The sequence below is a fragment of the Acinetobacter pragensis genome (genome assembly GCF_001605895.1).
GTDB lineage: Bacteria > Pseudomonadota > Gammaproteobacteria > Pseudomonadales > Moraxellaceae > Acinetobacter > Acinetobacter pragensis.
Genome location: NZ_LUAW01000035.1, coordinates 1 through 24,907, shown reverse-complemented (window position 1 = coordinate 24,907; position 24,907 = coordinate 1). Strand labels below are relative to the sequence as shown.

28 protein-coding genes and 1 pseudogene are annotated in these 24,907 nt (G+C 43.5%); 10 read left to right on the top strand and 19 right to left on the bottom strand.

Annotation, left to right across the window (positions count from 1 at the left end; genetic code table 11):
• Positions 1 to 4 precede the first annotated feature (4 nt).
• Positions 5 to 1,516 (bottom strand): DUF3336 domain-containing protein, encoded by a 1,512-nt coding sequence (locus AZH43_RS14345; RefSeq protein ID WP_067670912.1) that lies wholly within the window; start codon positions 1,514 to 1,516, stop codon positions 5 to 7.
• 211 nt (positions 1,517 to 1,727) lie between these two features.
• Here AZH43_RS14345 and AZH43_RS14340 point away from each other — a divergent pair, with 211 nt between their 5' ends.
• Entirely contained in the window at positions 1,728 to 2,600 is an 873-nt protein-coding gene (locus AZH43_RS14340; protein WP_067670871.1) for an ATP-binding protein, read from the top strand.
• Between the two features lie 209 nt (positions 2,601 to 2,809).
• Here the strand turns inward: AZH43_RS14340 and tsaD are convergent, their stop codons facing one another.
• Positions 2,810 to 3,826 carry a tRNA (adenosine(37)-N6)-threonylcarbamoyltransferase complex transferase subunit TsaD gene (gene tsaD / locus AZH43_RS14335; RefSeq protein WP_067670869.1) on the bottom strand — a complete coding sequence of 339 codons (1,017 nt, stop codon included), beginning with the start codon at positions 3,824 to 3,826 and terminating at the stop codon, positions 2,810 to 2,812.
• A 147-nt stretch (positions 3,827 to 3,973) separates the two neighbouring features.
• Between tsaD and rpsU the strand changes: the two genes are divergently transcribed.
• Both rpsU and AZH43_RS14325 read left to right on the top strand, forming a co-directional pair.
• Complete coding sequence (gene rpsU / locus AZH43_RS14330; protein ID WP_001136722.1) at positions 3,974 to 4,189, top strand: 30S ribosomal protein S21; 216 nt, start codon at positions 3,974 to 3,976, stop codon at positions 4,187 to 4,189.
• Positions 4,190 to 4,228: 39 nt separating this feature from the next.
• Entirely contained in the window at positions 4,229 to 4,675 is a 447-nt protein-coding gene (locus AZH43_RS14325) for a GatB/YqeY domain-containing protein (RefSeq protein WP_067670867.1), read from the top strand.
• A gap of 108 nt (positions 4,676 to 4,783) precedes the next feature.
• Here the strand turns inward: AZH43_RS14325 and AZH43_RS14320 are convergent, their stop codons facing one another.
• The 14 genes from AZH43_RS14320 to AZH43_RS14255 all read right to left on the bottom strand — a co-directional run bounded on the left by AZH43_RS14320 (position 4,784) and on the right by AZH43_RS14255 (position 18,178).
• A complete protein-coding gene (locus tag AZH43_RS14320) occupies positions 4,784 to 5,146 on the bottom strand; it encodes a hypothetical protein (RefSeq protein WP_067670910.1) in 363 nt (120 codons plus the stop codon).
• A gap of 71 nt (positions 5,147 to 5,217) precedes the next feature.
• Entirely contained in the window at positions 5,218 to 5,589 is a 372-nt protein-coding gene (locus tag AZH43_RS14315) for a GFA family protein (RefSeq protein ID WP_067670865.1), read from the bottom strand.
• A gap of 140 nt (positions 5,590 to 5,729) precedes the next feature.
• Positions 5,730 to 7,169: a M48 family metalloprotease gene (locus AZH43_RS14310; RefSeq protein ID WP_067670907.1), complete on the bottom strand. Its 1,440-nt coding sequence runs from the start codon at positions 7,167 to 7,169 to the stop codon at positions 5,730 to 5,732.
• A gap of 99 nt (positions 7,170 to 7,268) precedes the next feature.
• Positions 7,269 to 8,225 carry a 2-hydroxyacid dehydrogenase gene (locus AZH43_RS14305; RefSeq protein ID WP_067670863.1) on the bottom strand — a complete coding sequence of 319 codons (957 nt, stop codon included), beginning with the start codon at positions 8,223 to 8,225 and terminating at the stop codon, positions 7,269 to 7,271.
• 7 nt (positions 8,226 to 8,232) lie between these two features.
• Entirely contained in the window at positions 8,233 to 8,898 is a 666-nt protein-coding gene (locus AZH43_RS14300; protein ID WP_067670861.1) for a hypothetical protein, read from the bottom strand.
• 165 nt (positions 8,899 to 9,063) lie between these two features.
• Positions 9,064 to 10,953, bottom strand: coding sequence for a M48 family metalloprotease (locus AZH43_RS14295; RefSeq protein WP_081406829.1), 1,890 nt, complete (start codon positions 10,951 to 10,953; stop codon positions 9,064 to 9,066).
• A 91-nt stretch (positions 10,954 to 11,044) separates the two neighbouring features.
• Positions 11,045 to 12,586 carry an amidophosphoribosyltransferase gene (gene purF / locus AZH43_RS14290; protein WP_067670857.1) on the bottom strand — a complete coding sequence of 514 codons (1,542 nt, stop codon included), beginning with the start codon at positions 12,584 to 12,586 and terminating at the stop codon, positions 11,045 to 11,047.
• A 24-nt stretch (positions 12,587 to 12,610) separates the two neighbouring features.
• Positions 12,611 to 13,195, bottom strand: coding sequence for a CvpA family protein (locus AZH43_RS14285; protein WP_067670855.1), 585 nt, complete (start codon positions 13,193 to 13,195; stop codon positions 12,611 to 12,613).
• Positions 13,196 to 13,200: 5 nt separating this feature from the next.
• The gene (locus tag AZH43_RS14280) at positions 13,201 to 14,202 is read right to left on the bottom strand and encodes a quinone-dependent dihydroorotate dehydrogenase (protein ID WP_067670853.1); all 1,002 of its coding nucleotides are present in this window, start codon (positions 14,200 to 14,202) and stop codon (positions 13,201 to 13,203) included.
• Positions 14,203 to 14,292: 90 nt separating this feature from the next.
• On the bottom strand, positions 14,293 to 14,772 hold the full coding sequence (gene gspM / locus AZH43_RS14275) for a type II secretion system protein GspM (RefSeq protein ID WP_067670851.1): 480 nt from the start codon (positions 14,770 to 14,772) through the stop codon (positions 14,293 to 14,295).
• Positions 14,772 to 15,911, bottom strand: coding sequence for a type II secretion system protein GspL (gene gspL / locus AZH43_RS14270; protein WP_067670849.1), 1,140 nt, complete (start codon positions 15,909 to 15,911; stop codon positions 14,772 to 14,774). Before gspL ends, gspM begins: the two co-directional genes overlap by 1 nt.
• A gap of 30 nt (positions 15,912 to 15,941) precedes the next feature.
• Positions 15,942 to 16,397, bottom strand: coding sequence for a phosphoglycerate mutase family protein (locus AZH43_RS14265; RefSeq protein WP_067670847.1), 456 nt, complete (start codon positions 16,395 to 16,397; stop codon positions 15,942 to 15,944).
• A gap of 98 nt (positions 16,398 to 16,495) precedes the next feature.
• The gene (locus tag AZH43_RS14260) at positions 16,496 to 17,569 is read right to left on the bottom strand and encodes an NAD(P)H-dependent glycerol-3-phosphate dehydrogenase (RefSeq protein ID WP_067670845.1); all 1,074 of its coding nucleotides are present in this window, start codon (positions 17,567 to 17,569) and stop codon (positions 16,496 to 16,498) included.
• Positions 17,570 to 17,602: 33 nt separating this feature from the next.
• Positions 17,603 to 18,178 (bottom strand): nitroreductase family protein, encoded by a 576-nt coding sequence (locus tag AZH43_RS14255; protein ID WP_067670843.1) that lies wholly within the window; start codon positions 18,176 to 18,178, stop codon positions 17,603 to 17,605.
• A gap of 218 nt (positions 18,179 to 18,396) precedes the next feature.
• Here AZH43_RS14255 and AZH43_RS14250 point away from each other — a divergent pair, with 218 nt between their 5' ends.
• Entirely contained in the window at positions 18,397 to 18,780 is a 384-nt protein-coding gene (locus AZH43_RS14250; RefSeq protein ID WP_067670841.1) for a hypothetical protein, read from the top strand.
• Positions 18,781 to 18,861: 81 nt separating this feature from the next.
• Here the strand turns inward: AZH43_RS14250 and rhlB are convergent, their stop codons facing one another.
• Positions 18,862 to 20,013 carry an ATP-dependent RNA helicase RhlB gene (rhlB, locus tag AZH43_RS14245; protein WP_067670839.1) on the bottom strand — a complete coding sequence of 384 codons (1,152 nt, stop codon included), beginning with the start codon at positions 20,011 to 20,013 and terminating at the stop codon, positions 18,862 to 18,864.
• A gap of 100 nt (positions 20,014 to 20,113) precedes the next feature.
• Positions 20,114 to 20,326 (bottom strand): cold-shock protein, encoded by a 213-nt coding sequence (locus AZH43_RS14240; protein WP_004648643.1) that lies wholly within the window; start codon positions 20,324 to 20,326, stop codon positions 20,114 to 20,116.
• A 373-nt stretch (positions 20,327 to 20,699) separates the two neighbouring features.
• Between AZH43_RS14240 and AZH43_RS14235 the strand changes: the two genes are divergently transcribed.
• The 6 genes from AZH43_RS14235 (at position 20,700) to AZH43_RS14205 (ending at position 24,610) form a co-directional block, all read left to right on the top strand.
• Positions 20,700 to 20,945, top strand: coding sequence for a sulfurtransferase TusA family protein (locus tag AZH43_RS14235; protein ID WP_067670837.1), 246 nt, complete (start codon positions 20,700 to 20,702; stop codon positions 20,943 to 20,945).
• Between the two features lie 143 nt (positions 20,946 to 21,088).
• Positions 21,089 to 21,958, top strand: a complete 870-nt coding sequence (gene rpoH, locus AZH43_RS14230; protein WP_067670835.1) for an RNA polymerase sigma factor RpoH — start codon at positions 21,089 to 21,091, stop codon at positions 21,956 to 21,958.
• A gap of 436 nt (positions 21,959 to 22,394) precedes the next feature.
• Complete coding sequence (locus tag AZH43_RS14220; RefSeq protein ID WP_067670831.1) at positions 22,395 to 22,760, top strand: DUF423 domain-containing protein; 366 nt, start codon at positions 22,395 to 22,397, stop codon at positions 22,758 to 22,760.
• Between the two features lie 17 nt (positions 22,761 to 22,777).
• Positions 22,778 to 22,975, top strand: coding sequence for a sulfur carrier protein ThiS (thiS, locus tag AZH43_RS14215; protein WP_067670828.1), 198 nt, complete (start codon positions 22,778 to 22,780; stop codon positions 22,973 to 22,975).
• A 12-nt stretch (positions 22,976 to 22,987) separates the two neighbouring features.
• Positions 22,988 to 23,770: a thiazole synthase gene (locus AZH43_RS14210; protein WP_067670826.1), complete on the top strand. Its 783-nt coding sequence runs from the start codon at positions 22,988 to 22,990 to the stop codon at positions 23,768 to 23,770.
• 180 nt (positions 23,771 to 23,950) lie between these two features.
• Positions 23,951 to 24,610 carry a hypothetical protein gene (locus tag AZH43_RS14205; RefSeq protein ID WP_067670824.1) on the top strand — a complete coding sequence of 220 codons (660 nt, stop codon included), beginning with the start codon at positions 23,951 to 23,953 and terminating at the stop codon, positions 24,608 to 24,610.
• A gap of 112 nt (positions 24,611 to 24,722) precedes the next feature.
• Here AZH43_RS14205 and AZH43_RS18785 read toward each other — a convergent pair.
• Positions 24,723 to 24,907, bottom strand: a pseudogene (locus AZH43_RS18785) (hypothetical protein); the annotation flags it as partial.

Here is a 24,907-nt window from a genome sequence, read left to right as displayed (position 1 = left end):
AAAATTAAACAGCAATGAATTCTGCATGCTGCTGTTCAGGCGAATTTTGATAATTCAGCAGCTCTAAGCAGTGCTGGATTGTTTTACCAACCCGTGCATGTGTTTCGATCAAGGAAATTTTTGGCCATGTCGCCCGCTCTCCTTCTCGCTGCAGCACTTTAAATAAATATGGCCGCGGGTTCTGCAGCATATAGCTGTAATGGCGCAGGCTATGCTTGCCAACAATATTGACATCACCGTAATAGCGCTGATCCACCACACCATAGCCATGATCCAGCAAACGGCGCATCGGCGGCACACTGCCTACCCGCTCACGGGCAAAATCCATCACCCCTTTGGTAATGACTTTACCTTGACGGCGGATGATCCGCTCTGGCCAGCTCAGCATATCTTTACGGAATCGGGAAATATCATTTTGCATAAATGGGACAATATGCGGATTGACCTGACTGGCAATCGTATAGTTAATATTATACAAACGCGCCATTTTCTCTTGCGGAAAATCACTTCTCACACTGCCGTCAACCCAGCGTGTAGAAGCCATATAAGGGGTATATTGTCCGTCATAGCGCTTGCTGGTCAGCTTCACAGGCGGAAATAAAATCGGCACAGCGCATGATGCCAGTACCGCACTCCAAACCAGCAAGTCTGGGGATGTATAAGCATTCATAATGCGCGCATCCTGTGAGGCATCATAAGGCGCAACTGCAATATTGATATTCAAGCCTGAATTTTTTTGCGCCTCGGCAAAGGTCATATCGCCTAAATTTTCGACCAAAAAATTTTTCAAATACTTCACATCAGCCAAGCCGCCATTGCCCCGAAGCAAATCGCTGAGCTTTCTGAAATGGAAAGCTTCACTGTAAAAATTTTGCCCTTTTAATATTTCCATAAATTCAGACGGCTTAGCCACACCAAGCATGCCTGTCATAATTGCGCCGGCACTGGAGCCTGACAGCACTTTTGGCATCAGATCCTGCTCCATAAGCGCCTTGCATACCCCGGTATGAAACAAACCCAGCGTCGAACCGCCAGAAAACATCATGGCGGGCTGCCCAAACGCTTTTTGGCAATTTTCAAAAAAATTGATTTTTTCCGCCGCGGTTAAACAATCACACTGCTCAGAAGCGATAAAAGCCAAACCTTCACTCACTGCAGCGACATAATCTTCAATAATTTTTTTAGTGCCGACATAGGTCACTGAAAATAAAAGCGGATGCGCAATATTTGCAATATCGTAAGTCAGACCTTCACTCAAAATGTACATTAAATCGCGTGTGCGCTTTTGCAGCCGGTAGCGCTTAAGCAGAGACAAACGGTGAACAATAATTTCCGCATCAAAATAAGGGGAACAATTATCCAGCTTCCATTCTTGGGCGCCGGATTCCTCATCAATTTTCAGCGCGATGCTTTTCCATTCTTCATAACTTTCCGCCATTTCCAGCTGACGGTTTAATTTTTTAACTCGATACGCCTGATGCGGGTTAATATCCCGAGCAAAGTCTTTAAATAGCATATCCATTCCTCAGCGCTGGCCTTTATTGGCTGCATAAACTGGCACATTGACTCAATAAGCCGTGCATATCATCCTGCAGTTAAACTGTTGCAAAATTTGAACATCAATTCAATAGTTATAAATTGCATCAGTTGGCATATCATGCCGAAATACTATACATTGTTGTTGTAAAATTACACCTATTCATCGACTAATCACAAGCTGAATACCCATGCCAACTATAGATTTGCCAGATCATATTTTAAATTCTCTTTCTGCGGTACTTTTACAATTACAGCAAACGCTTCCTGAAATAAAAAAGCTGCCGGATTTTTCAACCGCCGCTTATAAGTGGGAAGATAAACAGCTGAAAGCCATTGATCAGCCGAAAAAGATGTATCTGGAAGATCTAAAAGGCATTGAGCGCCAAAAAGATAAAGTGATTCAAAATACTTTGCAATTTTTAAAAGGCTTGCCTGCCAATGATGTGCTGCTGACAGGCTCACGCGGCACAGGCAAGTCTTCAATTGTCCGCGCATTGCTGACTGAATATGAAGCGCAAGGCCTGCGTTTGATTGAAATTGAACGGGATGATTTATCTGACTTGCCTGAAATTCAAAAATTAATTGCGAATCGGCCTGAAAAATTTATCGTTTACTGTGATGATTTGGCCTTTAATGCTGAAGATGAAAATTACCGCAGCTTAAAAAGTGTTCTGGATGGCTCACTGCAGTCTGGCGCAAGCAATTTCATTATTTATGCAACCAGCAACCGCCGTCATTTGCTGCCCGAGTTTATGCATGAAAACACACCTGTAACACGGGTTGATGTTCCCCAATACACGGAACTGCATCCGCAGGAAGCCATTGAAGAAAAAATTTCACTGTCTGACCGTTTTGGCATGTGGCTGTCATTTTATCCAATGGATCAAAAACTGTATCTGGAAATTGTCGAGCACTATCTGATGAAAGCAAATATGCCATTTACAGAAGAAGCCCGGGCAGAAGCCTTAAGATGGTCTCAAGGACGCGGTCAGCGGTCAGGGCGTGCAGCTTATCAGTTTTCCAAACACTGGATTGGGTCACAGCAGTTACTGAATTTATAACTCTGTTTTCTAGGTTTAAATTCTCCATACACAATAAGATAAAGGCTCTGTTTGTTTTAAACTGAGCCTTTCTTTCACAGCAGTCTCTAGTTTACATATTCCTTAAGTATCTTTGGAGTCAAAAAAAATCCCCCAAGCCTACTTTAATAAAGGATAAAAAAGCCCAGATCTTCTGTCCGGGCTTTTTTTATTATTTTTATGACTAGCCTTTAAGCTTCTTCAGGATTACTCAATTCCGTCATCGGCCAGCGCGGTGTTGTTGTCACCGCCAAACCATCATGCTGTCCAGCTTTTAAGCGCTGATAGCCGGCAAATGCAATCATTGCGCCATTGTCTGTACATAATGCTGGTTCCGCATAATAAACTGTCGCGCGAATTTTAGCTAAATCTGCTTCCAAACGCTCTCTGAGACGGCTGTTTGCACTTACACCGCCAGCAATCACCAAACGTCTCAAGCCCGTTTGCTTTAATGCTTTCACCGATTTTTTTACCAGCGTATCAACCAGCGCCTCTTGAAAAGAGGCGGCGATATCCGCTTCACGCCCTTCACCTTGTACTTTTTTCAGCTGAACTGAAACCGCTGTTTTTAAACCGCTGAAAGAAAAATCCAAACCTTGATGCAGCATTGGACGCGGGAATTCAAAAGCATTCATATCCCCTTCAGCGGCCAATTTCGAAATATTCGGTCCGCCCGGATACGGAAGCCCCATCATTTTGGCGACTTTATCGAAAGCTTCACCCGCAGCGTCATCAATGGATTCGCCCAATAATTCATATTGACCAATGCCATAAGCTGCCATCAATTGCGTATGACCGCCAGAAACCAGCAGCGCCACAAAAGGAAATTCTGGCGGAGTCTTTGACAGCAAAGGCGCCAGCATATGGCCTTCCATATGATGCACGCCAATTGCCGGTTTATTCAGCGCAAAGGCCAAAGTTCGGCCAAACAGCGCACCGGTCATAAGTGCACCCATCAAGCCTGGCCCGCGGGTATAGGCAATCGCATCAATTTCAGATTTTTTGATGCCGCTGTCAGCCAAAAGCTGTGTAATTAAAGGAATTAATTTGCGCACATGGTCACGTGAAGCCAGTTCTGGTACGACGCCGCCATATTCTGCATGCAGTTTAATTTGGCTATACAGCACTTGCCCGCGCAAACCCAACTCGCTGTCATACAATGCAAGTCCTGTTTCATCACAAGATGTTTCTAAGCCTAAAACGATCATTAAACTGCCTATAACCTGTATCAAATCTATTGCGAAACCTATTATAGACTTGTGGTATGAGATGTAAATGAGTAAAATACTGACCTTCACTTGTGATCGAAGGCAATTTCGCCCTAGATCTTATCCATAACTTAATGAGGATTCTTCATGCCACAAGTTAAATTGAAAGAAGGCGAGCCAGTAGACGTAGCTATCCGCCGTTTCAAACGTTCATGCGAAAAAGCTGGTGTTTTGGCTGACGTTCGTAAACGCGAATTCTACGAAAAACCTACTCAAGAACGTAAACGTAAAAAAGCTGCTGCTGTTAAACGCTACCAAAAGAAATTGGCGCGCGAATCAGTACGTACTACACGCCTTTACTAAGATTAATTTGTGATTGATTGACTAACCTGGACAAGATAAATGACTACTTTAAAAAACCAAATAACTGATGTTTTGAAAGCAACTATGCGTGCTAAAGAAATGAGCAAGTTAACGGTAATTCGTAGTCTACAGGCAGCAATCAAGCAAATTGAAGTCGATGAACGCATTGAGCTTGATGATACTCAGGTTCTTGCGGTCATTGAAAAGCAAATAAAACAACGTAAAGAATCGGTTAAAGCCTTTGAAGGCGCTGGCCGAGAAGATTTAGCTAGTAAGGAACAAGCCGAAATTGAAATTTTATCTCAATTTCTACCAGAAGCTATGACTGAGGAAGAACTTGATTCCATCATTGCGCAAGCAATCGCTGCGCAAGAAGCTACTAGCATGAAAGATATGGGTAAGGTGATGAACTCTCTGCGTCCGCTCATAGCCGGGCGCGCCGATCCTTCTCAAGTTTCTGCAAAAATTAAAGCAAAACTTGCTTAATACCCAAACACTTCCCTCTTTTGCGTTGAACTGCCTTAAAATTTAAAGCATAAGTTTAAGACAGTTCTTTCGTCAGCATTAAAAATCACCAGATCCATTCAATAATAATTAATTTAAATTGCATTGAACATTATAGCGTTTCAGCATCTGCATTTCTTTTGAAGACAATACTTGAGCAATCACATCTTTTTTAGTGATATTGGCATATTGCTTATCCAAGTATGCCCGATTCACATCAGCCGCCTGATATAAATCATTTGCGTATTTGCCTAAAATTTGACAAAAACCTGCCTGCTGCGCAGCAGTAAATCCGCGCTGCATGGGATCAAGCGTTTTCAAAAAATTCCGAGTATCCTGCTGATAATTTTCATTAATTTTTTCGACTGCCTGCACATATTGCTCGGCGCTTGCCGCCTGTACCTGCTGCAGTGAAATCCCCAGCGCAAATAAAGCAAAAATAATATTTTTCATTAAATCAATCTTTATCATGAAGTTTAAACAATCAGTGCGCATTGTAGCATTGAGCCAAAATAGCGCATAACTCAAAACGAGTTAATACAAATAAAATCCGGCTGATAGTGCTGAAATCCGCCCTCTTTCGGCGCAGGCAGCGCGCCTTGCGTGACCGTGCCTAAACGCAAGCGCAGCACATTCGGCAAATCAGTTCGGTAAGAATATAATGGACTGCCGCATTGACAGCAGAATACACGGGCCTTATTTGGAGTATGAAAATACTCTTTTAAGCTGCTGGCGCCTTGAATCAACTGAAATTTTGATTCATCAATTGGGCTATTCCAGCCAAATACTGCACCTTGCGCCAACCTGCAATGCTGGCAAAAACAGATGATGCTGCATTCCAGTTCAGCTGTATATCGGTATTTTACTGCACCGCACAAACACTGCCCTTGAATCATTACAGCACCTCAATATTTAAAATTATTCTGGCTTGAAGCATGTTCATTTAATTTATTTCAAATCAAGCCTTATTACTCAACATGCCTTACTCTGTCAATACAGATCTAACACAGCGATTTTTTAATTCCGTCACCTTGACCTAAACGTTCAATTGCCTGTCTTTCTGCATTTCTTTTAAGCGCTGTTCTATGACTGCTTCAATTGACTTATGCTCTTTCGCCAAGCGCTTGGCATGCAATAAAGACTTTATGGCATTTTCTTCACTGCCCGACCAAAACTCAACTTCCGCACGGTAGCGCAATACATTGACAGACCGCAATGCAGATGAACTGTCAGCATTTGCAGATTGCTGCATTAGACGCCAACCCGATACATCATGCGGATTGCTGCGCAAAAACTGACGTACCGTCAACTCCGCCTGAGCCGGCTGTTTATTCCGGATGAGAACTTCCGCATATTTATAATTCAATGCTCGGTTTTCCGGCATAACCGCTGCCGCGCTGCTGATTAGGCTTAATGCATTTTCAATTTTATTTTGTCCTAAATAAATATCCGCCTGCAGCAGCGTCATCAGCACATGACTGGATTTAATATTTTGAGCTTTATCCAGGGTAGCTTGCGCAGCTGAAAAATCACCGTGCTGCACTTGAAATGCAGTCAGCGCCAGCAGCCCTGCAAAATTATTTTGGCTGGCCAGCGACTGCAGCTGCTGTTCACTGCTTTGCGCCGACAGTACACGGCTATACTGCTTAATGACTTCAAAATCTTCATTATCTAAACTTGGCTTTACCTTAGGCAGCTGATTTGCTCTCAAGCGCGCCTCACTCATACGCTGTGTAGTAAGCGGATGCGTGAGCCAAAAATCCGGTAAAAAACTGACCTGACTTGTAGCACGGTTCATTACTTCAAAAAAATCCGCCATGCTTTGCGGATTGTAGCCCGAAGCATACATATACTGCATGCCGATGCGGTCCGCTTCACGTTCTTGATTCCGGCTATATGTCAGCTGCTTATCTAAAAGCGCCGCCTGCGAACCCAGCATCACGGCAGCGCCTACATCTCCATCCGCTTGAGATGCAACCAATGCACCTACCAGTATACCAGCCAAAGAAAGCAAGCCTTGCCCTTTAAAGGCCTCTTGAGAACGGCTGTAATGACGCTGTGTAACATGCGCAATCTCGTGCGCCATTACTCCTGCCATTTCATCCATATTGCGTGCAGAATTAATCAAACCCGCATTTAATGCAAATAAACCGCCCGGCACTGCAAACGCATTAATTTGCGGATCATTAATAATCAACAGCCCCACGGGCTGATTAAGCTGTGTCTGACTCAAAATATGTGAAAATACTGAATATAAGCGATCTTCCAGCCACGGGTTCTGTAAAACTGGCATTTGCTTATTTACTTCGCGGAATACCTTTTCACCAATCGCTCTTTCATTTTGCTGATCCAGCAAGCCCACGCCGCTGCCAATATTAGGCACCGCAAATTGAGCAGCTGAATTGAATTCTACCGTTTGAGTATGTGCAGCCGCAGTGCACACCGCCAAACTGCACGCCAGCAAAATTTTTTTCAATACTACATCCCAATCTGATTCAATGCTTACCACAGAAATATAGCATTGAAAAATGAGCAATCATGAAAGAAAGTGTTATTAATTTTTTATTTTAAAAATTTACTTCACAGCATAACGCGGCGTTTTGCCCGCCAATGCATCAACTAAGTTTTTATAGGCCAATTCTGCCATGCGCTTGCGGGTTTGCGCCGTTGCAGAACCTATATGCGGCAGTGTCACGGCATTATCCAGCTGGAATAGTTCTGAACTTTGCAGCGGTTCCTTTTGATAGACATCCAAGCCGGCTGCAAAAATACTGCGCGCTTTCAATGCCTCAATAAGCGCCTGCTCATCTAATACAGATCCGCGGGAAATGTTGACCAATACAGCATGCTGCTGCATCAGCTGCAATTCGCGGGCGCCAATAAGGGATTGCGATGCCGCATTTAAATCTACTGCAATTACAACAAAGTCCGAACGGCGCAGCAGTTCATCCAAACCGCAGAATTCAGCCTTAAGCTGTTCGGCTATTTCAATTTTTTCATGACGGTTATGGTACAGCACATTCATGTTAAAGCCATGAAAACCGCGCCGGGCAATAGCCGCACCAATATGCCCCAAACCGATAATGCCCAATGTTTTACCATAAATATCCACGCCAAATTGCTCTGGGCCAGCAGTGCGAACCCATTGCCCCTGCTTGGTCCAAGCATCCAGTGCTGGGATTTTTCTGGCAGCGCTCATCAGCAAAGTAAAAGCCAGATCTGCTGTAGTTTCTGTCAGGACATGCGGAGTATGCGTCAGCAAAATATTCTTGTGCTTTAAATAACCCACATCATAGTTGTCATAGCCAACACTGACGCTGGAAACAATCTTCAGCTTTTCAGCATGCTTCAAATTATTTTCATTCAGCACACGGCCTGCGCCAATCATTCCGTCAGCATCACGGCTTTCATCTAAAATCTGCTGATTGACATCGCCTTTTTTCGGATTGATTTGAACAACATGATATTGCTGTTCCAGTTTCATCAAAATTTCATTATCGATTTGGCTAAAAACAACAACTTTCTGAGTCATAACCACTTCATTCCTTGATTTTATTTTGCATAAATTGCCATAGGCGTTTTTTTAACAGCGGCTGATCCAGCATTTCCTGCAGTGAGGCCAATTGAATGCTTTGAGAAGACTGCAAATGCGGAATATCACCCAAACACAATATATTTTTATTGACAGCAACGGCATCTAAAAAGCCCTGAACATAAGAACCAGCTCCACGTCCATCCTGCATATTCTGCCATGCAAATGGCCATTGCAGATTGAAAAATTCAGCAGAAACCGCCCTTTGAATATTGCGCCATAACAATTGCTGATCTGCGGTAACCGCCGTAGCGTCCATAATTAAAACGCATTGCGGCAAGCAGATCGCTTCAATGGAAAATGCTGAAATCTCTAAAGCAGGTACATGCAGCTCTTGTACAGGAACCGGATTTACATCGGCTTTTGGCTCCGCAGCAACGCCTATATAATCTGCCAGAACATCTTGTGCCGCAATGGCAGGCTCTGCAGAACGGTTTTCCGGCACAGCCGCTTCAAACACCGCCGGAGCCTGCGGCAAAATAATTTCTGAAATTGGCTCGTGTGCAGCGCGATCCCGCCAAATTTCAGGCTGATGAGGCTGACATGCGGCGCCCTTAGGAATCCAAATATCGATTCCCAATGCCGCCATTATGTCACGCTGATGCCCCATCATGCTTTCATCACACCAAATTGTTCATCGATATTCTATCGGGATTAACCGCACTTTGCTGTACTTTTATTTTAATTCAGCTCAAACCGTGCTCATATTCATTTTTCCAGCACGTTTCTATTGGCTCCGCCATTAATAGGCAGATGAGCTGCACACATCAAACTTTCTTTAAATGATCATCAGGCTATTTTTCTTCTGCATCAAGTCAATCATTTCATCTGTTTCAAACCCCAGACGCCAATACAGCAATTCCAGCACATCAAGCTCATCTTGAGTAATGATTCGGTCATTCCACAAACAAATTTCGGCTACTGCTAAAATACTGAACCGGTCACGCAGCAACAGGCCTGCAATATCGTTTAAAATTTCAGCCAAATCAATCGGCTCATCTGAAATATCGCTATAGCGTTCCAGCTCCTTTTGGCTCAGAATTCGCTTTAAAATCATTTCACGCACTTCCAGCTGGCTATCACTGTTGATTTGCTGCACATGCAGCAAGGCATCAATCAGCCGCACAATACTGGGCTTTACATCCTCTAAAGCCGTGGCGGTATGAATGGGCATCAGATTCAATTCAAACTTCACCTTTTCCAGCAGCAATGCATCCAGCAAGCCTATTTCCCCATCCTCTTGAATAATGCGCGCCAATTTCATCAAAAACTGTCTTGCAATGGTTGCCGGCATGCCGCCAATATTTTTGCAGGCTTCTTTGAAAATCGCAATATGCACCCGCCCGTCCAAATTCAGCAATGAGTCCACAATAGCCCGGCTGACCTCTGCATCTGTAGGTATAAACTCCCTATATTGACGGATCATTAAAATCGCGACCATCACTTCGCGGGAACCCGTCGCGGTTTGCATGGCCCGGTCAATTAGCTCAGGACGCCGCCAATTGGCGCGAATCTCGGATTTCAAAGGTTTAATCGCATCTTTTATCGCAAAACTGATAGGCGACAGGCGGAGCAATGGCAAAGGCTGCGGCGAACTCCACGGTAAAACGACATCTGGGCTGATTTCTTCCAGCGAACGAAAGAGACTAAACAACGGCTGGTTTTTCAATTTTTTCAGATTTTCCAGCTGTAAATCCTGAATGATTCCCGGATTCAATTCAAAAATACGCTGTTCTATGCTTGGGTGGATATTCATCCAGTTTTGCGGACTCAACGCATTCGCAAAACACATATGCGAGATGGATTCCGCAAATTCACTATGAATTTGGGAGCCTGAATGATGCACATAAATCCGCAACAATGTTTGAATATTGGCATCATTTTGTATTAGCCGTTTGGTTTTCTGGTCATTACGGTAAGTGTGCCCGCCCAGCGTAATAAATTTAATAAAGCGGGTGATCAGCACCCCTAAACTACCAATCAGCCAAATCACTGCACCAATAGCCACAAAAACCGTTTCAAATTTATTTTCCCGAACTGCGCCATTGCGGTAAAAACCTCGCTTAGCAATTTTACTGCCCCACTGACTGAAGGACGTTAAACCGCTATACAGAATTTTCAGCCGGGTGTTCTCTGCAGCCTCACCAGATAAAATTTTATTGAACTCATGACTCAGCAAACCATAGAGTTCTATTTCATCTAAATTCTGCATTGCGCCCCACGTCAGAATAATGACGGTATCGCGCGGATAAAAACCGGCAGTTAAAGCATTTACGCCAACTTCATTCGGCAGCACATATAAGGCCGGCATATCAATTAAAAAGGTGTCTGAAAGCTGTTCTGTAATTTTTAACGCAACACTTTCTTCTGGAATGCTTTCAATTAAGCTTAAGCGGCGCGCGCCCAGCTGTTTAGCTAAAGAATGCCCGCCCATTCTGAAAATATAAAATTCGTAAAGCACTGAAACCGACATAATCAGCAGCAAGAGCGCAATTAAATATAGACTGAGCACATGCCAGTAAATTGATTGCGTTGAGTCTGCATAAAAAACCAGTAAGCCAACAATAATATTGATAATCACAATAGTTAAAAGCACAGCAACCGCACAAATAAAAGCGGACCAAAACATATTTTTGTTTTTTATAAACGCATAGCCAACTAATTTCAATGCAATCCCTTAAAACAACATTGCCTTTTGTTTGACCATCATAAATGAAAAAAGCGGGAAATTCCCGCTTTTCACAGAGTTTATGCGTGAATTATTCTTCACGCACGCCGGTCAAATCTACCGATGCCGCATCAATATTGACATCAATATACTTGTCTGACTTTTCCAGCTTGGCTGAATCACTGCGCTTCTTCTCCAGCGCATCCAGATAAGCTTCATTGATACCGCCAGCCACATATACGCCATCAAAAACAGAACAGTCAAATTCTTGAAGTTCCGGTACTTTGGTGGTACGTACAGCTGCTTTTAAATCTTCCAAGTCTTGGAAAATTAAGCGGTCAGCGCCAATAATTTCACGGATTTCTTCTACACTGCGGTTTGATGCAATCAGCTCAGATTTAGCGGGCATATCAATGCCGTACACATTCGGATATTTCACCATTGGCGCAGCAGATGCAAAGAATACTTTTTTTGCTCCTGCATCACGCGCCATTTGAATGATTTCATTACAGGTCGTACCGCGGACAATAGAATCATCAACCAGCAGGACATTCTTGCCTTGAAACTCCAGCTCAACAGGGTTCAATTTCTGACGTACAGATTTTTCACGCTGCTGCTGGCCCGGCATAATAAAGGTACGGCCAATGTAGCGGTTCTTCATGAAGCCTTCGCGGAATTTAACGCCAAGCATATTGGCCAGTTCGAGCGCAGAAGTCCGTGATGTATCCGGAATTGGAATAACCACATCAATATCGTGCTCTTCACTCCACTCACGCAGGATTTTTTGCGCAAGTTTTTCGCCCATTTTTAGGCGCGCTTTATACACAGAGATGCCGTCAATAGTGGCATCCGGGCGTGCAAAGTACACATATTCAAAAATACACGGACTGTATTCAGGAGCAGCAGCGCATTGCTTAGTGAACATTTCGCCTTGTGCCGTAATGAAGATCGCTTCACCGGGCGCAATATCACGCTCAACTTTAAAGCCAAGGGCAGTAATCGCGACAGATTCAGAGGCAATAATATACTCTTTACCCTGTTCAGTTTCACGAGAGCCATAGATCAGCGGGCGAATGCCGTTAGGATCACGGAAACCAACCAAGCCCTGACCAGTAATCATTGTGACTACAGCATAGCCGCCCTTGCAGCGCTCATGTACACGGGAAACCACATCAAAAATGTCTTCTGCTGATGCAGTCAATTTACTGCGTTTTTGCAATTCATGCGCAAAAACGTTCAGTAAGACTTCTGAGTCAGAGTCTGTATTCATGTGGCGCAAATCTGTTTTAAACAGATCTTCATGAATTTCTGCCGCATTGGTTAAGTTGCCGTTATGCGCCAATGTAATGCCGTAAGGCGAGTTCACATAGAACGGCTGAGCTTCTGCACTGCTAGAAGAACCCGCAGTTGGATAACGCACATGACCAATGCCGTAGTTCCCCTGCAAAGCGCGCATATGACGTGTATGAAACACATCGCGCACCATGCCGGTATCCTTGCGAAGGAATAAACGCCCTTCATGGCAAGTTACGATCCCAGCGGCATCTTGTCCACGATGCTGTAACATCGTTAATGCATCAAACAACATTTGGTTAACGGGTGATTTACCAGCTATACCAACTACTCCACACATAGCAACCTCGCAGACAAGCTAGGATTAATAAAAAGGATTATTTGTTGACTTACCATCAGACGGCGCTTTTTTAGCAGCCGCTTCAGATGAGAGTTCTGAAGACTTTGGCTGGCCTTCAGAATGAATATGATGCATAGCTTCATTGGCGGCATCTTTGGACATTTGCGCAGCCCAAGGTGCATATGGCAATAAGGTCTGAATAAATTTAGACTGCTTCCAATGCGGTGAACTTTCTACCCAAGGCCCAACACCCTGAATCGTAATCAGCACCACCAGCAGACCCTTTAATCCGCCGAACACACCGCCTGCCAGACGGTTGAGCGGGCCAAGTTTCAAGCTTTTTAAAATACCGTTCAGCAAGGATGTCGCTATCCATGTGAGGACAACAATCACCAATACAATAAATGCAAAGGCCGCAATCTTTTGAACCACAGGATCAGAACTGAGTACAAGCATCGAAGGTGCCAAAATGGATGCATATTTTGCCGCAACAATTAATGCCAGAATCCATCCTGCCAAGTTCGCAAAGGCTTTAATAAATCCTTGACGCAAACCGTTAAGCCCTCCAATGAGCAGTATAATCAGTATAAAGATATCAATGGCATTCATAATCTTTACAGCGCGTCGACACAGTCTTTAATTAATTTAGGTCCTGTATATATGAGGCCGCTATAGATCTGTACAAGGGCAGCGCCAGCATTCTTTTTCGCCACAGCATCTTCGCCCGACAAAATACCGCCTACGCCAATTAATGGAATTTTACCTTCCAACACTTTTGCAAAAGCCGCCAAACAGGCCGTGCTTTTCACAAAAACCGGAGCGCCCGATAAACCGCCGGCTTCATCGCCATGTTTAAGATTTTCCACACCTTCACGGGAAAGCGTTGTATTGGTCACAATCAAGCCGTCAATTTTGAATTCAAGCAATTGGTTGGCAATAAACTGGATATCTTCAGGCTCTAAATCTGGCGCAACTTTCAGTACCAAAGGAACATAATGCTGATTTTCTTCCGCCAATTCAAGCTGGCGTTTTTTCAAGGTTTCCAGCAGCTCTGTCAGCGCGTCACCGCTTTGCAGGCTGCGCAGGTTTTTGGTATTCGGAGATGAAATATTAACAGTAATATAAGATGCGTAGTTATAAACTTTATTCAGGCAAATCAGATAATCATCTACAGCATTTTCTACAGGAGTCGCTGCGTTCTTGCCAATATTAATGCCCAGTACGCCTTTGAATTTTGCCGCTTTGACATTTTCAATCAGCTGGTCCACACCATCATTATTAAAACCCATACGGTTAATGATGGCTTTCGCCGCAGGCAAACGGAACAATCTAGGTTCAGGATTTCCCGCCTGAGGCTTTGGCGTGATGGTGCCGATTTCAATAAAACCAAAGCCTTGAGATGCCAATGCATCAATATAAGCGCCGTTTTTATCCAGACCTGCAGCCAAGCCGACAGGATTCGGAAATTCAATGCCCATGCAGGTCACTGGTTTTGCAGGAACAGCCTGCCGCATCATGCCTATTTTATAGGATGATTTCAAAAGGGATAATGTCAGCTCATGTGCACGCTCTGGTGCTAAAGAAAACAACAAAGGGCGGGCAAGAGAATACAACATATCTGTAAAAGTCTACTGCTTTTTAAGTCGCCACATTATAGGCACAGCTGTGCCAAAACACCATGCTTGGCAGTTCTTTATTTTTACCGATTATTGTACAGCCGCTGTTAATTTAATCTGACCGGCTTCAGAACTCAGTTCCATTTTCTCAATACTGAGTCCTGACTGCACCAATTGCGTCAAGAAATTTGCTAAAACAGCATAGTTTTCATGCATAACGGCAATTTGTATCTGCTCGCCAGACTGCTGTGATGCAACCGACAAACCCTGCTGCTGCGCTGCACGCTGAACTTTATCAGAAGCTGATAAAACAGTATCGCCGGCAGGCTTCATGGTTACTGCATTGCTCTGCATCCATACAATCGTATCTTTTAAGTCATTTAAGCGCTTTTGCTGATGTTCAGCCGCTTTATGCATATAGAATAGCGCTGAACCCACCGCAGCCACCGCCACAAAGGCTGCTGCAAAAACAACCATCAGTCTTTCACGCACTGAAAGGCTATCCAGAAAGTCCTGAATTCGCTCTAAGCGCAGCTCTGTACTTTGCTGCAAGTTTTCCAGTATTTTCATTATTGTATTTTCACCAATCCCACAACCCCTGCGCTGCCCGGCTGAATATTCCCCAATTCAACTTTAAAGCCTTGCTGTTTAAGCTGCTGGGTTAAAGTTTGCAATAGTTCCGCTGAGCCCGCTTTCAATTCCATACTTAAAGCTGATGAATCATACGCAACACGATTTGCCGTAATTTGATACTGCATCAGCAAAGGGCCAACACGGCTGATTAAAGATAAAGCCTGAGTACTGCCTGTTTGGCTTTGACGCAATTGCGCCTCAAACTGGCTTTTCAAGGTTTGCTCTGTGACCGGATAGCTCTGACCAAACCAATATTTAAATTGATCAACTGCTTGCACAGCCATTGCATTCGCCACTTTTTTGTTTTGATGCCAGCGCACAGCATCATAACTGAATTGCACCACAAGCAGCCCAAGCAGTACAGAAGCGCAGGCTTTCCAATATCCGGATATACCCTGCTGGTTCTTGGCTTTTGGCAACACATTAAAAGGATGCTGTTTTATTTTTTTTATAACAGGCACTTCATAGTGGAAACTTTCTATTCGGTCTTCTGCAACTGCCGCTTGCAGGCTATTCATTTGCTCAGCACTAAGATTTGCCGTTTTATATAAAGAATCATTCTGCTTAAAATCTAAAAACAATGACAGATCATCGACAGATTGGCCGAGAAATTCATTTTCACGCACCAGCAAGTGACCATTAATATTAGCTAAAACAGTTTCCCCAGCTTCCGGTTCAGGCAACAGCAGAAAATCCGGCAATAAAGCCACAACTTTGACAGGAATTAAGGCCAATGCATACTGCAGTGTTTCCACAGCAGTATTTGCAACGCCTAAAACAGTCAGCTGATCCGGATTTTGAAAATGGTGCAGCACCCGCATCGAGTCCAAAGGCAGAATCACATATTCTTCCAGCAGGTATTTAACTCCATCTGCGCCAAGCTTTTTATACTGCGCTTTTGGAAAAACTTGCTGAATAATCTGGGTATCTCTGCTTGGAAAGAAAACTGCCGCCTCTTGACCATGGTGCGCTTTCAGATCGTGAATCAGCTGCTCAAGATTGGACGACTGTTTCCAGTACTGTCCATCTGACCACTGCCAAACCCCATTGGCCTCAGGTGTCCATAAATACAACATCGGTTATTTTCTGCCGTTATAATGAGTTTATTATGCTGCCGGTATAAAGCTTTTTATTTGAGTTGACAACCCTGGCGCAATCACTGCCTGCTCATAAATCCGCGCTTCAGCTAAATTAAAAGGCTGAAATGAATCAGTCAGCAAAATAGATGCTATATGCGCAACAACATTCATATGGCAAACCACAGCAACAGATTCATATGGTAAATACGAAAGCCACTCTACAGCTGCACGCGCATCATCATCCGGTTTAATGGCATTGCAAATCACCACGGGCACATCTGGGAAATAAGCATGCAAATGCGCTAAAGTTTCCTGCGCCCGCAGCAGCGGACTCACCACAAAGACTTCGGGCTTTATAATTTTATTTAAATAATCCGCTGTTTGTTCCGCCTGCAGATGTCCGCGCTCAGTCAGCGGCCGCTTCGTATCATCACCCATTACAGGCGCTGCCGCTTCCCCATGACGTATTAAAGTCAGTTGCATAAAATTTCCTTTCTTCTATGCTGCATTATAGCTCCCATTCATGACAGTTCAGTTTTCAGCATGGCCTTCATGCATGAATGGAATTTATTCTATTTAAATTAAACCTGATGATGCGGCAAGACAAATTCCACATCACTGCGGTGACCATTTTTCATCAATGATAGCGCAATATTCAGCGGCGGAGCACCTTCAAAAATAACATCATACAATGCACTGGTAATCGGCATATAGACATTCAACTCTTCAGAACGCGCTTTGACCTGCACAATAGTATTGATGCCTTCCGCAGTCTGCCCCAATTCCTTGGTCGCCTGATCCAAGCTTTTCCCCGATCCCAAAGCAAATCCGACTTGATAATTCCGGCTGAGCGGACTGCTGCATGTGGCGAATAAATCACCTACACCAGAGAGGCCCAAGAAGGTCAGCGGGTTTGCGCCAAGCTCTACAGCAAAACGGCTCATTTCAGCCAATGCGCGGGTTAAAATCATACTTTTCGTGTTTTCACCGACACCATATGCCGCCGCCATTCCCATAGCCACCGCATAAATATTTTTCAGCGCACCGCCCAGCTCCACTCCATGCACATCATCACTGGCAAATACACGGAATAACGCGCTATGCAGCGCCTGCTGCACAGCATAGCGCACCAATTCAGACTGACTGGCGATTACCGTTCCTGCTGGCTGCCCCGCAACAATCTCTTTGGCCAAGTTAGGCCCAGAAAGCACACCGTAAGGCACTTCCGGCAATACTTCACGAATAATATCGCTCATAAAGCTGAAGGTTTTCGCCTCTATACCCTTGGTTAAGGACACCACCGCCTGAGATGTAATAAAAGGCTTGATCTGCTCTAAAACACTGCGGAACGAATGACTAGGAATTGCGACAAAAATAATGTCACGATTGCACACCGCTTCTTCCAAGCTAGAGGTCGCATACAGGCCTGCTTCCAACTGAAAGTCTGGCAAATAGCGCTTATTGACATGAGACGCATTAATATCAGCTGCCGCAGCTTCATCCCGGATCCAGATCATAGTGCTGCAGCCATTGCGTACCGCAGTATTGGCCATGGCCGTGCCAAAACTGCCGCCACCCAATACCGTCACTCTTAAAGCTGTTTTATCTGCTGGCGCAACTGGCTCAACCAAATCTGAAAATTTAAGTTCTGACATTGTTTTTATTTCCCAATACGTCACATAGAACGCTTATTTTTTCCAATCGCTTACAAATTCTGAAATATTTATTTCTTGCCTTGGCGGAATGGCTTTTACCGCTGTACCTATATAAATAATACCCGAAATCAGATCGGCTTCTGTTAAACCCAAAGCTTGCTTAAACAAAGCAGATTCAACCACTGCACCGCTGCGCCACATAGTCGAAAAACCATGTACCTGCAGAGACAGTAAAAAATTCTGAATTGCCGCCCCTGAACTTAAAATTTGTTCAAAATGCGGAACTTTGGGATGATCCTGCAATTTTGTTAACGCCAGCACCAGCAGCGGCGCACGAAATGGATGATGCTTAACCCGCTCCAGCTGCGCTCCCTCAGTCTGCCCGGTATCCGCCAGCGCTTGTGACAGCAGCTCACCAAAAGCTTCCCGCTGCGCTTCTTGCACAACAACAAAGCGGGTCGGTTTTAACCGATGATGATCCGGCGCTGTCAACGCAGCCGCAAAAGCCTGATCCAATTGCGCTGCACTCGGTGCTGGCTCAACCAGATGCCCAATCGATTGGCGCTGATGAATATTTTGATGAACCGCTTCAACCGCAATATCTGACATTGATTTTCTATATCACTTAAATAACGCTGACCCAAGATTAGCATACTCTCAAGCACTTACTCCATATGGATTGAACTGGGGAGCCTCAAATTTATGACGTGCTTTTACAATACAGCTTTTTAATAAAAAGCAGCATAACCGATACAGCTTTTATCCCTCTAAATTTAAAAGCTATGTTCAAATAGCTAGATTGCCATTTATTAGCATCAGGGGAAAACATGAAAAAACAATTCATCATTTGCACATCAATTGCTTCCGCGCTTTTACTCAGCGCCTGTGCGTCAAATGCGCCTACGCAGTCTTTAGCAATCCAAAAAGCGAACAATCAATACGAGGTTACAGGCGTTGGAAAATCTGCACTGATTTCAAAAAACAATGCCATTAGCGCCGCCAACAGCGCATGCGGTAAAAATGCCACGCCTGTCATTACTGATGAAAAAAGCGAATACAGCGGTGCCTTAAAAGGCGTGTTTGATGAAAAGACTGGGCAAATGGTTCAAGCTGCCGCCAGCGTTTTAGGTTCAATTACCGGCAACAGCGGCAATTTAAGCAAAGATGATGATTATCAAACTGTGCTGACTTTTACCTGCCAAGCCAAATAAACTCAAAGTTTAAATTTCAAAAATATCAGCATTAAAAAAACCGCTCATCGAGCGGTTTTTTTAATTTCAGCAGTAAGAAAATTAACAATACCCTTCCAAACGGGTTAATGGCAATTTTTGACCAATCGCTTTTTCAATTTCTGGCAGATAAAAAGCATCGTCTTCTGACAAGAAACTAATGCTGACACCGCTAGAACCCGCACGGCCAGTACGGCCAATACGGTGTACATAATCATCTGACTGTTCAGGCAAAGTAAAGTTCACAACGTGTGAAACACCATCCACATGAATACCGCGGCCAGCAACATCCGTTGCAATCATAATATTGTGTTTGCCGTTTTTAAATTGATCCAGCATTTTCAAACGCTTGTCTTGTGCAATTTCACCTGACAGCATCACCACTTTATAGCCATCTTTTTTCAAATGCTCGTAAAGGCGGCGGACTTGATCTCTGCGGTTGGCAAAAATCATGACTTTTTCAATCGGCTCATCACGCAAAATTTCTTGCAGCAATTTATATTTGTCCGACTTCGCAACCATATACACGCGCTGTTCCACATCTGCATTGGTTTTCTTTTCAGGTTCAATTTCCACAGTGACTGGTTCAAACAGCCATTGCTGCGCCAAATTCAGCACGTCATAGCTGAACGTCGCAGAGAACATGAGCGTCTGACGCTGCTCTTTGCGCGGTGAAAAGCGTACAATGCGCTTCACTGATGGAATAAAGCCCATATCCAAGAGACGGTCAGCTTCATCAATCACTAAAAATTCAATTTGATCCAGCCAAACTTCTTTTTGTTCTACCAAGTCAATTAAACGGCCAGGTGTCGCAACAATAATATCGACAAAGTTCTTAGCCAGCTGGCCTTTTTGCTTATCAAAATCTACTCCTCCCAGCAAAGTCACAACATGCAGGTCAGTAAATTTGGTTAATTCTTTTGCGTCGCTCTCAATTTGCAAAGCAAGCTCACGCGTAGGCGCCAAAATAAGCGCGCGCGGTTCTCCGCGAAAACGCTCTCCTTGAATAGGGTTGTTCAGCAGATCATTAATCACGCTGACCAAAAATGCCGCCGTTTTTCCCGTACCTGTTTGCGCACGGCCAATCGCATCATGCCCAACCAAAGTATATTTCAGAACTTTTTGCTGGATTGGCGTCATTTCCTTGAAACCCAAAGCATCAATTGCCTGTTTCAATTGCGGATGTAAATTTAAGGTTTCAAAACCAGATGACATATAAATGCGCTCGAACGTTAGTAATCACAAGAAACTTGGAACATTATAAACAAAAAACGCCCCAATTTACATTGGAGCGTTTTTAAGACCTTTTAGACGATTAGTCTAACGGCTGAACTTCTTCAGCTTGGAAGCCTTTTTGACCTTTTACTACGCTGAATTCAACGCGTTGGCCGTCACGAAGTGAACGGTGGCCGTCACCTTGGATAGCGCGGAAGTGAACGAATACATCGTCGCCGCCGTTACGTTGAATAAAGCCGAAACCTTTAGTGTCGTTGAACCATTTAACAACGCCTTGTTCACGAGCTGTCATAAGTTAATCCTCATTGTAATGCATAAAAAGGACAACCCGGTGTTGCAAACAGCAGAGCAAACAAAGTTTAAAAATATTTTTATTTCTAAGCTTGTAATCATTCTGTAAAACTATTAACAAAATCCCGGTTACATCCATTTGAAATAAGGCGACAAGCAACTTTTGCCAATCTGAAACCCTAAATACGCATCGAGCTTAACATGGGTTAAACACAATTAATAGATTTTTTTTCACCATTCTGTATTTTCTCTCATATTATTTTTTTAAACGCCCTATCTTTATATTAATTAACAGCTAACAAGAAATAAATTTCAATTTATTTGGGAATTGCCCCTCGATTTGCTAAAATTCAAATCCTTTTAAAAAATCGTGAATGGATTTTAAAGTGAGCGAAAATTCTTCCGCTGAAATTATTATTGATGCAATGGGAAAACCATGCCCTATGCCGCTTTTAATGCTGAAAAAAGCATTAAAGAATAATTCAGGGAAAATCTTTCTTTTAAAGTCTTCAGATCCGCATAGTCAGCAAGATGTTTCACGCTACTGTCAACTGCATGCGCTAGACTGTCAGCAAAGCAAAGTTTCAGATTATGAATATCACTACTTAATTGAATCTTAAATATTTTCATTTAAACCAAAAGCATTCGCAATCGTATAAAAGTTTACATTTCGCTACCCAAATTTCCATAATTCAGGTAAATATTGGATTAAAATAAAACGTAATTAACAGGTTAAAACCTTTTGACTTTTTAAGGAGAACACATGAGTGACAGCAGCAATCAATTGATGCCCCTGTCATTATCGGCACCTGGGGTGAATCTTGGTGCTTATATCAGTACTGTCAACCAGATTCCTATTCTTACAGCTGAACAAGAAAAAGAGCTGGCAGAGCGCTATTATTATGATCAAGACTTAGACGCCGCTAAAATGCTGGTGATGTCTCATTTGCGCTTTGTTGTTCACATTGCACGCAGTTATGCGGGTTATGGCCTGCCTCAGGGTGATTTAATCCAAGAAGGCAATTTAGGGCTAATGAAAGCTGTAAAACGCTTTGACCCGAATATGGGCGTCCGTTTAGTGTCGTTTGCGGTGCATTGGATCAAAGCTGAAATTCATGAATACGTCATACGCAACTGGCGTATTGTTAAAATTGCGACAACCAAAGCGCAGCGTAAACTGTTCTTTAACTTGCGCAGCCTGAAAAAATCATCAAAAAAACTGACTTTAGCCGAAGCGCAGTCTATTGCGGAAGATTTAAATGTCACCGCAGAGCAAGTTTTGGAAATGGAAGGCCGCTTAACCGCCTATGATGCTGCATTTGAAGCGCAAGGTGATGACGATGATGAAGGTTCAACGCATGTTGCTCCTGCGCTTTACCTAGAAGATAACCGTTACAACCCTGCCCGTCTGGCTGAAGATGAAGATTACGAAGAGCAAAGCACGACTGCTTTGCATGAAGCCATGGATCAGCTGGATGACCGGTCACGCAATATTCTGCAGCGCCGCTGGCTGGATGATGAAAAGTCAACGCTGCATGAACTGGCTGCCGAATATAATGTTTCTGCAGAACGTATCCGTCAGCTAGAAAAAAATGCGATGGAAAAAATTAAAGTAGCCATGTCATCCAACTAAAGCATTGTGTTGACCCATCTTCTAAAAAAGCGCTTCGGCGCTTTTTTATTGTCAAAATTTCATGCTTCTACGCTCGTTCGCTTTAAAAATACATTTGAATTTTCCAATGAAAAAAACATATTAGCCCTGCATTTAAATAAAAAGATTGAATCAACTTTTTATTTAAATAATTCCCTCAGAAAAGCAGCTTCTTAGCATCAGCAATAACCGCAAACAACAATGCCGTACATTTCTAGAACAATGTACCGTCCACTGCCTGCATATCAGATCATTAAGTTAAACCCGCAATTTACATGAACTATTTTTGAACATTTAACAGCAGACTGAACCGCTCTTTTTCGCTTGGTGATATTTAAAAAATTGGCAGTATTGGGTTTAACCTGCCGTCTTAATTATGCTAAGGTAGTGCGCAAAATTGACCAAGGGCGTCTTACGCATGTGGGTTGGAATTTCTGCAATTAATCTTGCTTTAGCCGTGATGCTGGGTGCTTTTGGCGCACATGGCCTGAAAAAAATAGCTTCACCTGAACAGCTCGCTTGGTGGCAAACCGCAACAGATTATTTCTTTTACCATGCTCTTGGCCTTCTAGCTCTCGCCATCATCAGTAAAGTGATTCCTCAGCTTCCAATTAAAGCCAGTTTTTGGCTCATTCAAATTGGCATTTTATTTTTTTGCGGCTCGCTTTATGTCATGGCTTTAGGCCTGCCTCGAATTTTGGGCGCCATCACACCTATTGGCGGTGCGCTGATGATTTTAGGCTGGCTCATTTTAGCCTGGAACGCATTTAAATTCGCTAAATAACCCAGTCGAGATTTTGCATGCACATTTATATCAATGGCGAACCACAGCATACCTCTTGCCTTAATTTACTGGAACTCATTCAACAACTCTCACTGGAGGGCAAACGCTTTGCAGTTGAAAAAAATGAAATGATTATTCCCAAAAGCAGATTAGAACAGACAGCCATTTGCGATGAAGATCGCATTGAAATCATTCATGCCGTTGGCGGCGGTTAAATGGAGTCCCCCATGGAAGATACTTTTAAAATCGGTTCACGCACATTCAATTCACGCTTATTGGTTGGCACTGGCAAATATAAAGATTTAAACGAGACTGACTTAGCCATTCAAACCAGTGGCGCTGAAATTGTCACTGTCGCTATCCGTCGCGTCAATATCGGCCAACATCCGGACCAGCCGAACTTACTGTCCGTTGTACCGCCTGATAAATACACCATCTTGCCCAATACCGCGGGCTGTTTTGACGCCAATAGCGCGGTGCGTACCTGCATGCTGGCGCGTGAATTATTAGATGGCCACAATTTAGTTAAACTGGAAGTTCTGGGTGATGAAAAAACCTTGTACCCGAACGTCACTGAAACGCTAAAAGCAGCCCGCACCTTAATTGACGACGGTTTTGAAATTATGGTGTATACCTCAGATGACCCGATCATAGCGCAAGAACTTGAAAGCATGGGCTGCGTGGCTATTATGCCTTTAGGCAGTTTAATCGGCTCCGGTTTAGGCATTTTAAACCCGCATACCCTTTCAATTATTAAAGAAAATGCCAAAGTGCCGGTATTGGTGGATGCCGGTGTGGGCACTGCCAGTGATGCGGCCATTGCAATGGAACTGGGATGTGACGGTGTATTGATGAACACCGCGATTGCAGCTGCGCAAAACCCGATCCTCATGGCATCCGCTATGAAAAAAGCCGTTGAAGCGGGCCGAGAGGCATTTCTTGCTGGCCGCATGCCGCGTAAGCGCATGGCTAATGCCAGCTCTCCGGAAACAGGTTATTTCTTTAAATAATTCACTGCTGTTTTTAATAAAAGGATTCTTCGGAATCCTTTTATGCTTTATTCGGCTCAAAATTGCGTTAAAGTTTTATTTTCAGCATTTTATCCCCTACTGTACGTTCTATAAAAATTTAAAAAAGGCCAATACATGCCATTAAAACAACGACTATTCTATTTTACTGCCGCGTCGTTAATGATCAGCAGCATCTCAGCAACAACACCTGATTTAACAAACTATGCATCCTTTATTCCAAAAAACTGGAAAGTTCTCGAAAAAACCCAAGGTGATTTAAACCGTGATGGACAGGCAGATCTGGTTTTAATTGCCGAAGATACACATCCTGAAAACATCGTCAAAAATGAGAGCTTAGGCAACCCGCAGCTCAATCTGAATCCACGCAAATTAATGGTGCTGCTGCAATCAAAGCAAGGCTATCAGCTGGCTGCCAGCAACAGCAGCCTGCCTACCGAAGGGGATGCTGATTCACCATGCCTCGCCGACCCCTTAGGTGAAAGTGAGGCATTAAAGATTCATAATGGAGTGCTTCACATCAGCTTGCATTATTGGCTCAGCTGCGGATCATGGTATGTAACTAATAAAACCTATACATTCAGATATCAAGACCAAGCATTTAAACTGATTGGCTATGACAGTAACGACTTTCACCGCGCATCTGGCGATATCAGCGAACAAAGCATTAATTTTTCGACGGGAAAGATAAAAAGCACATCTGGGCAAAATGAATTTGAAGAAAGCGCTCAGCCTCCAAAGATTCAGTGGACAGAACTGAAAAATAAATATTCACTCAGCTTAGAACACATACAATTCAGTGAACATTATGAGTTTCAGTAAAATAGCCTTGATGCAGGCTATTTTACCAAGGTATTCAGCACTTACTGTACTTGTTCCAATATGCGCACTTTAATCTGCAAACTTAAAGCTTGAGTCGCCTCATGATGCGCTTTCATATTGACACTGCGCATGTSCMTWWMCADRYTGAAGCAGTATATTCTAGTACAATTTGTGGAGGTACAGCTGGATAAAAGAAAATGTTATTATATTCAAGCATAACAGCTTTAATAGCTTGCTCCAATTCACCATATCCCATAAAAACAATAACAATTTTATTATCATTACGAGATTTAAAAG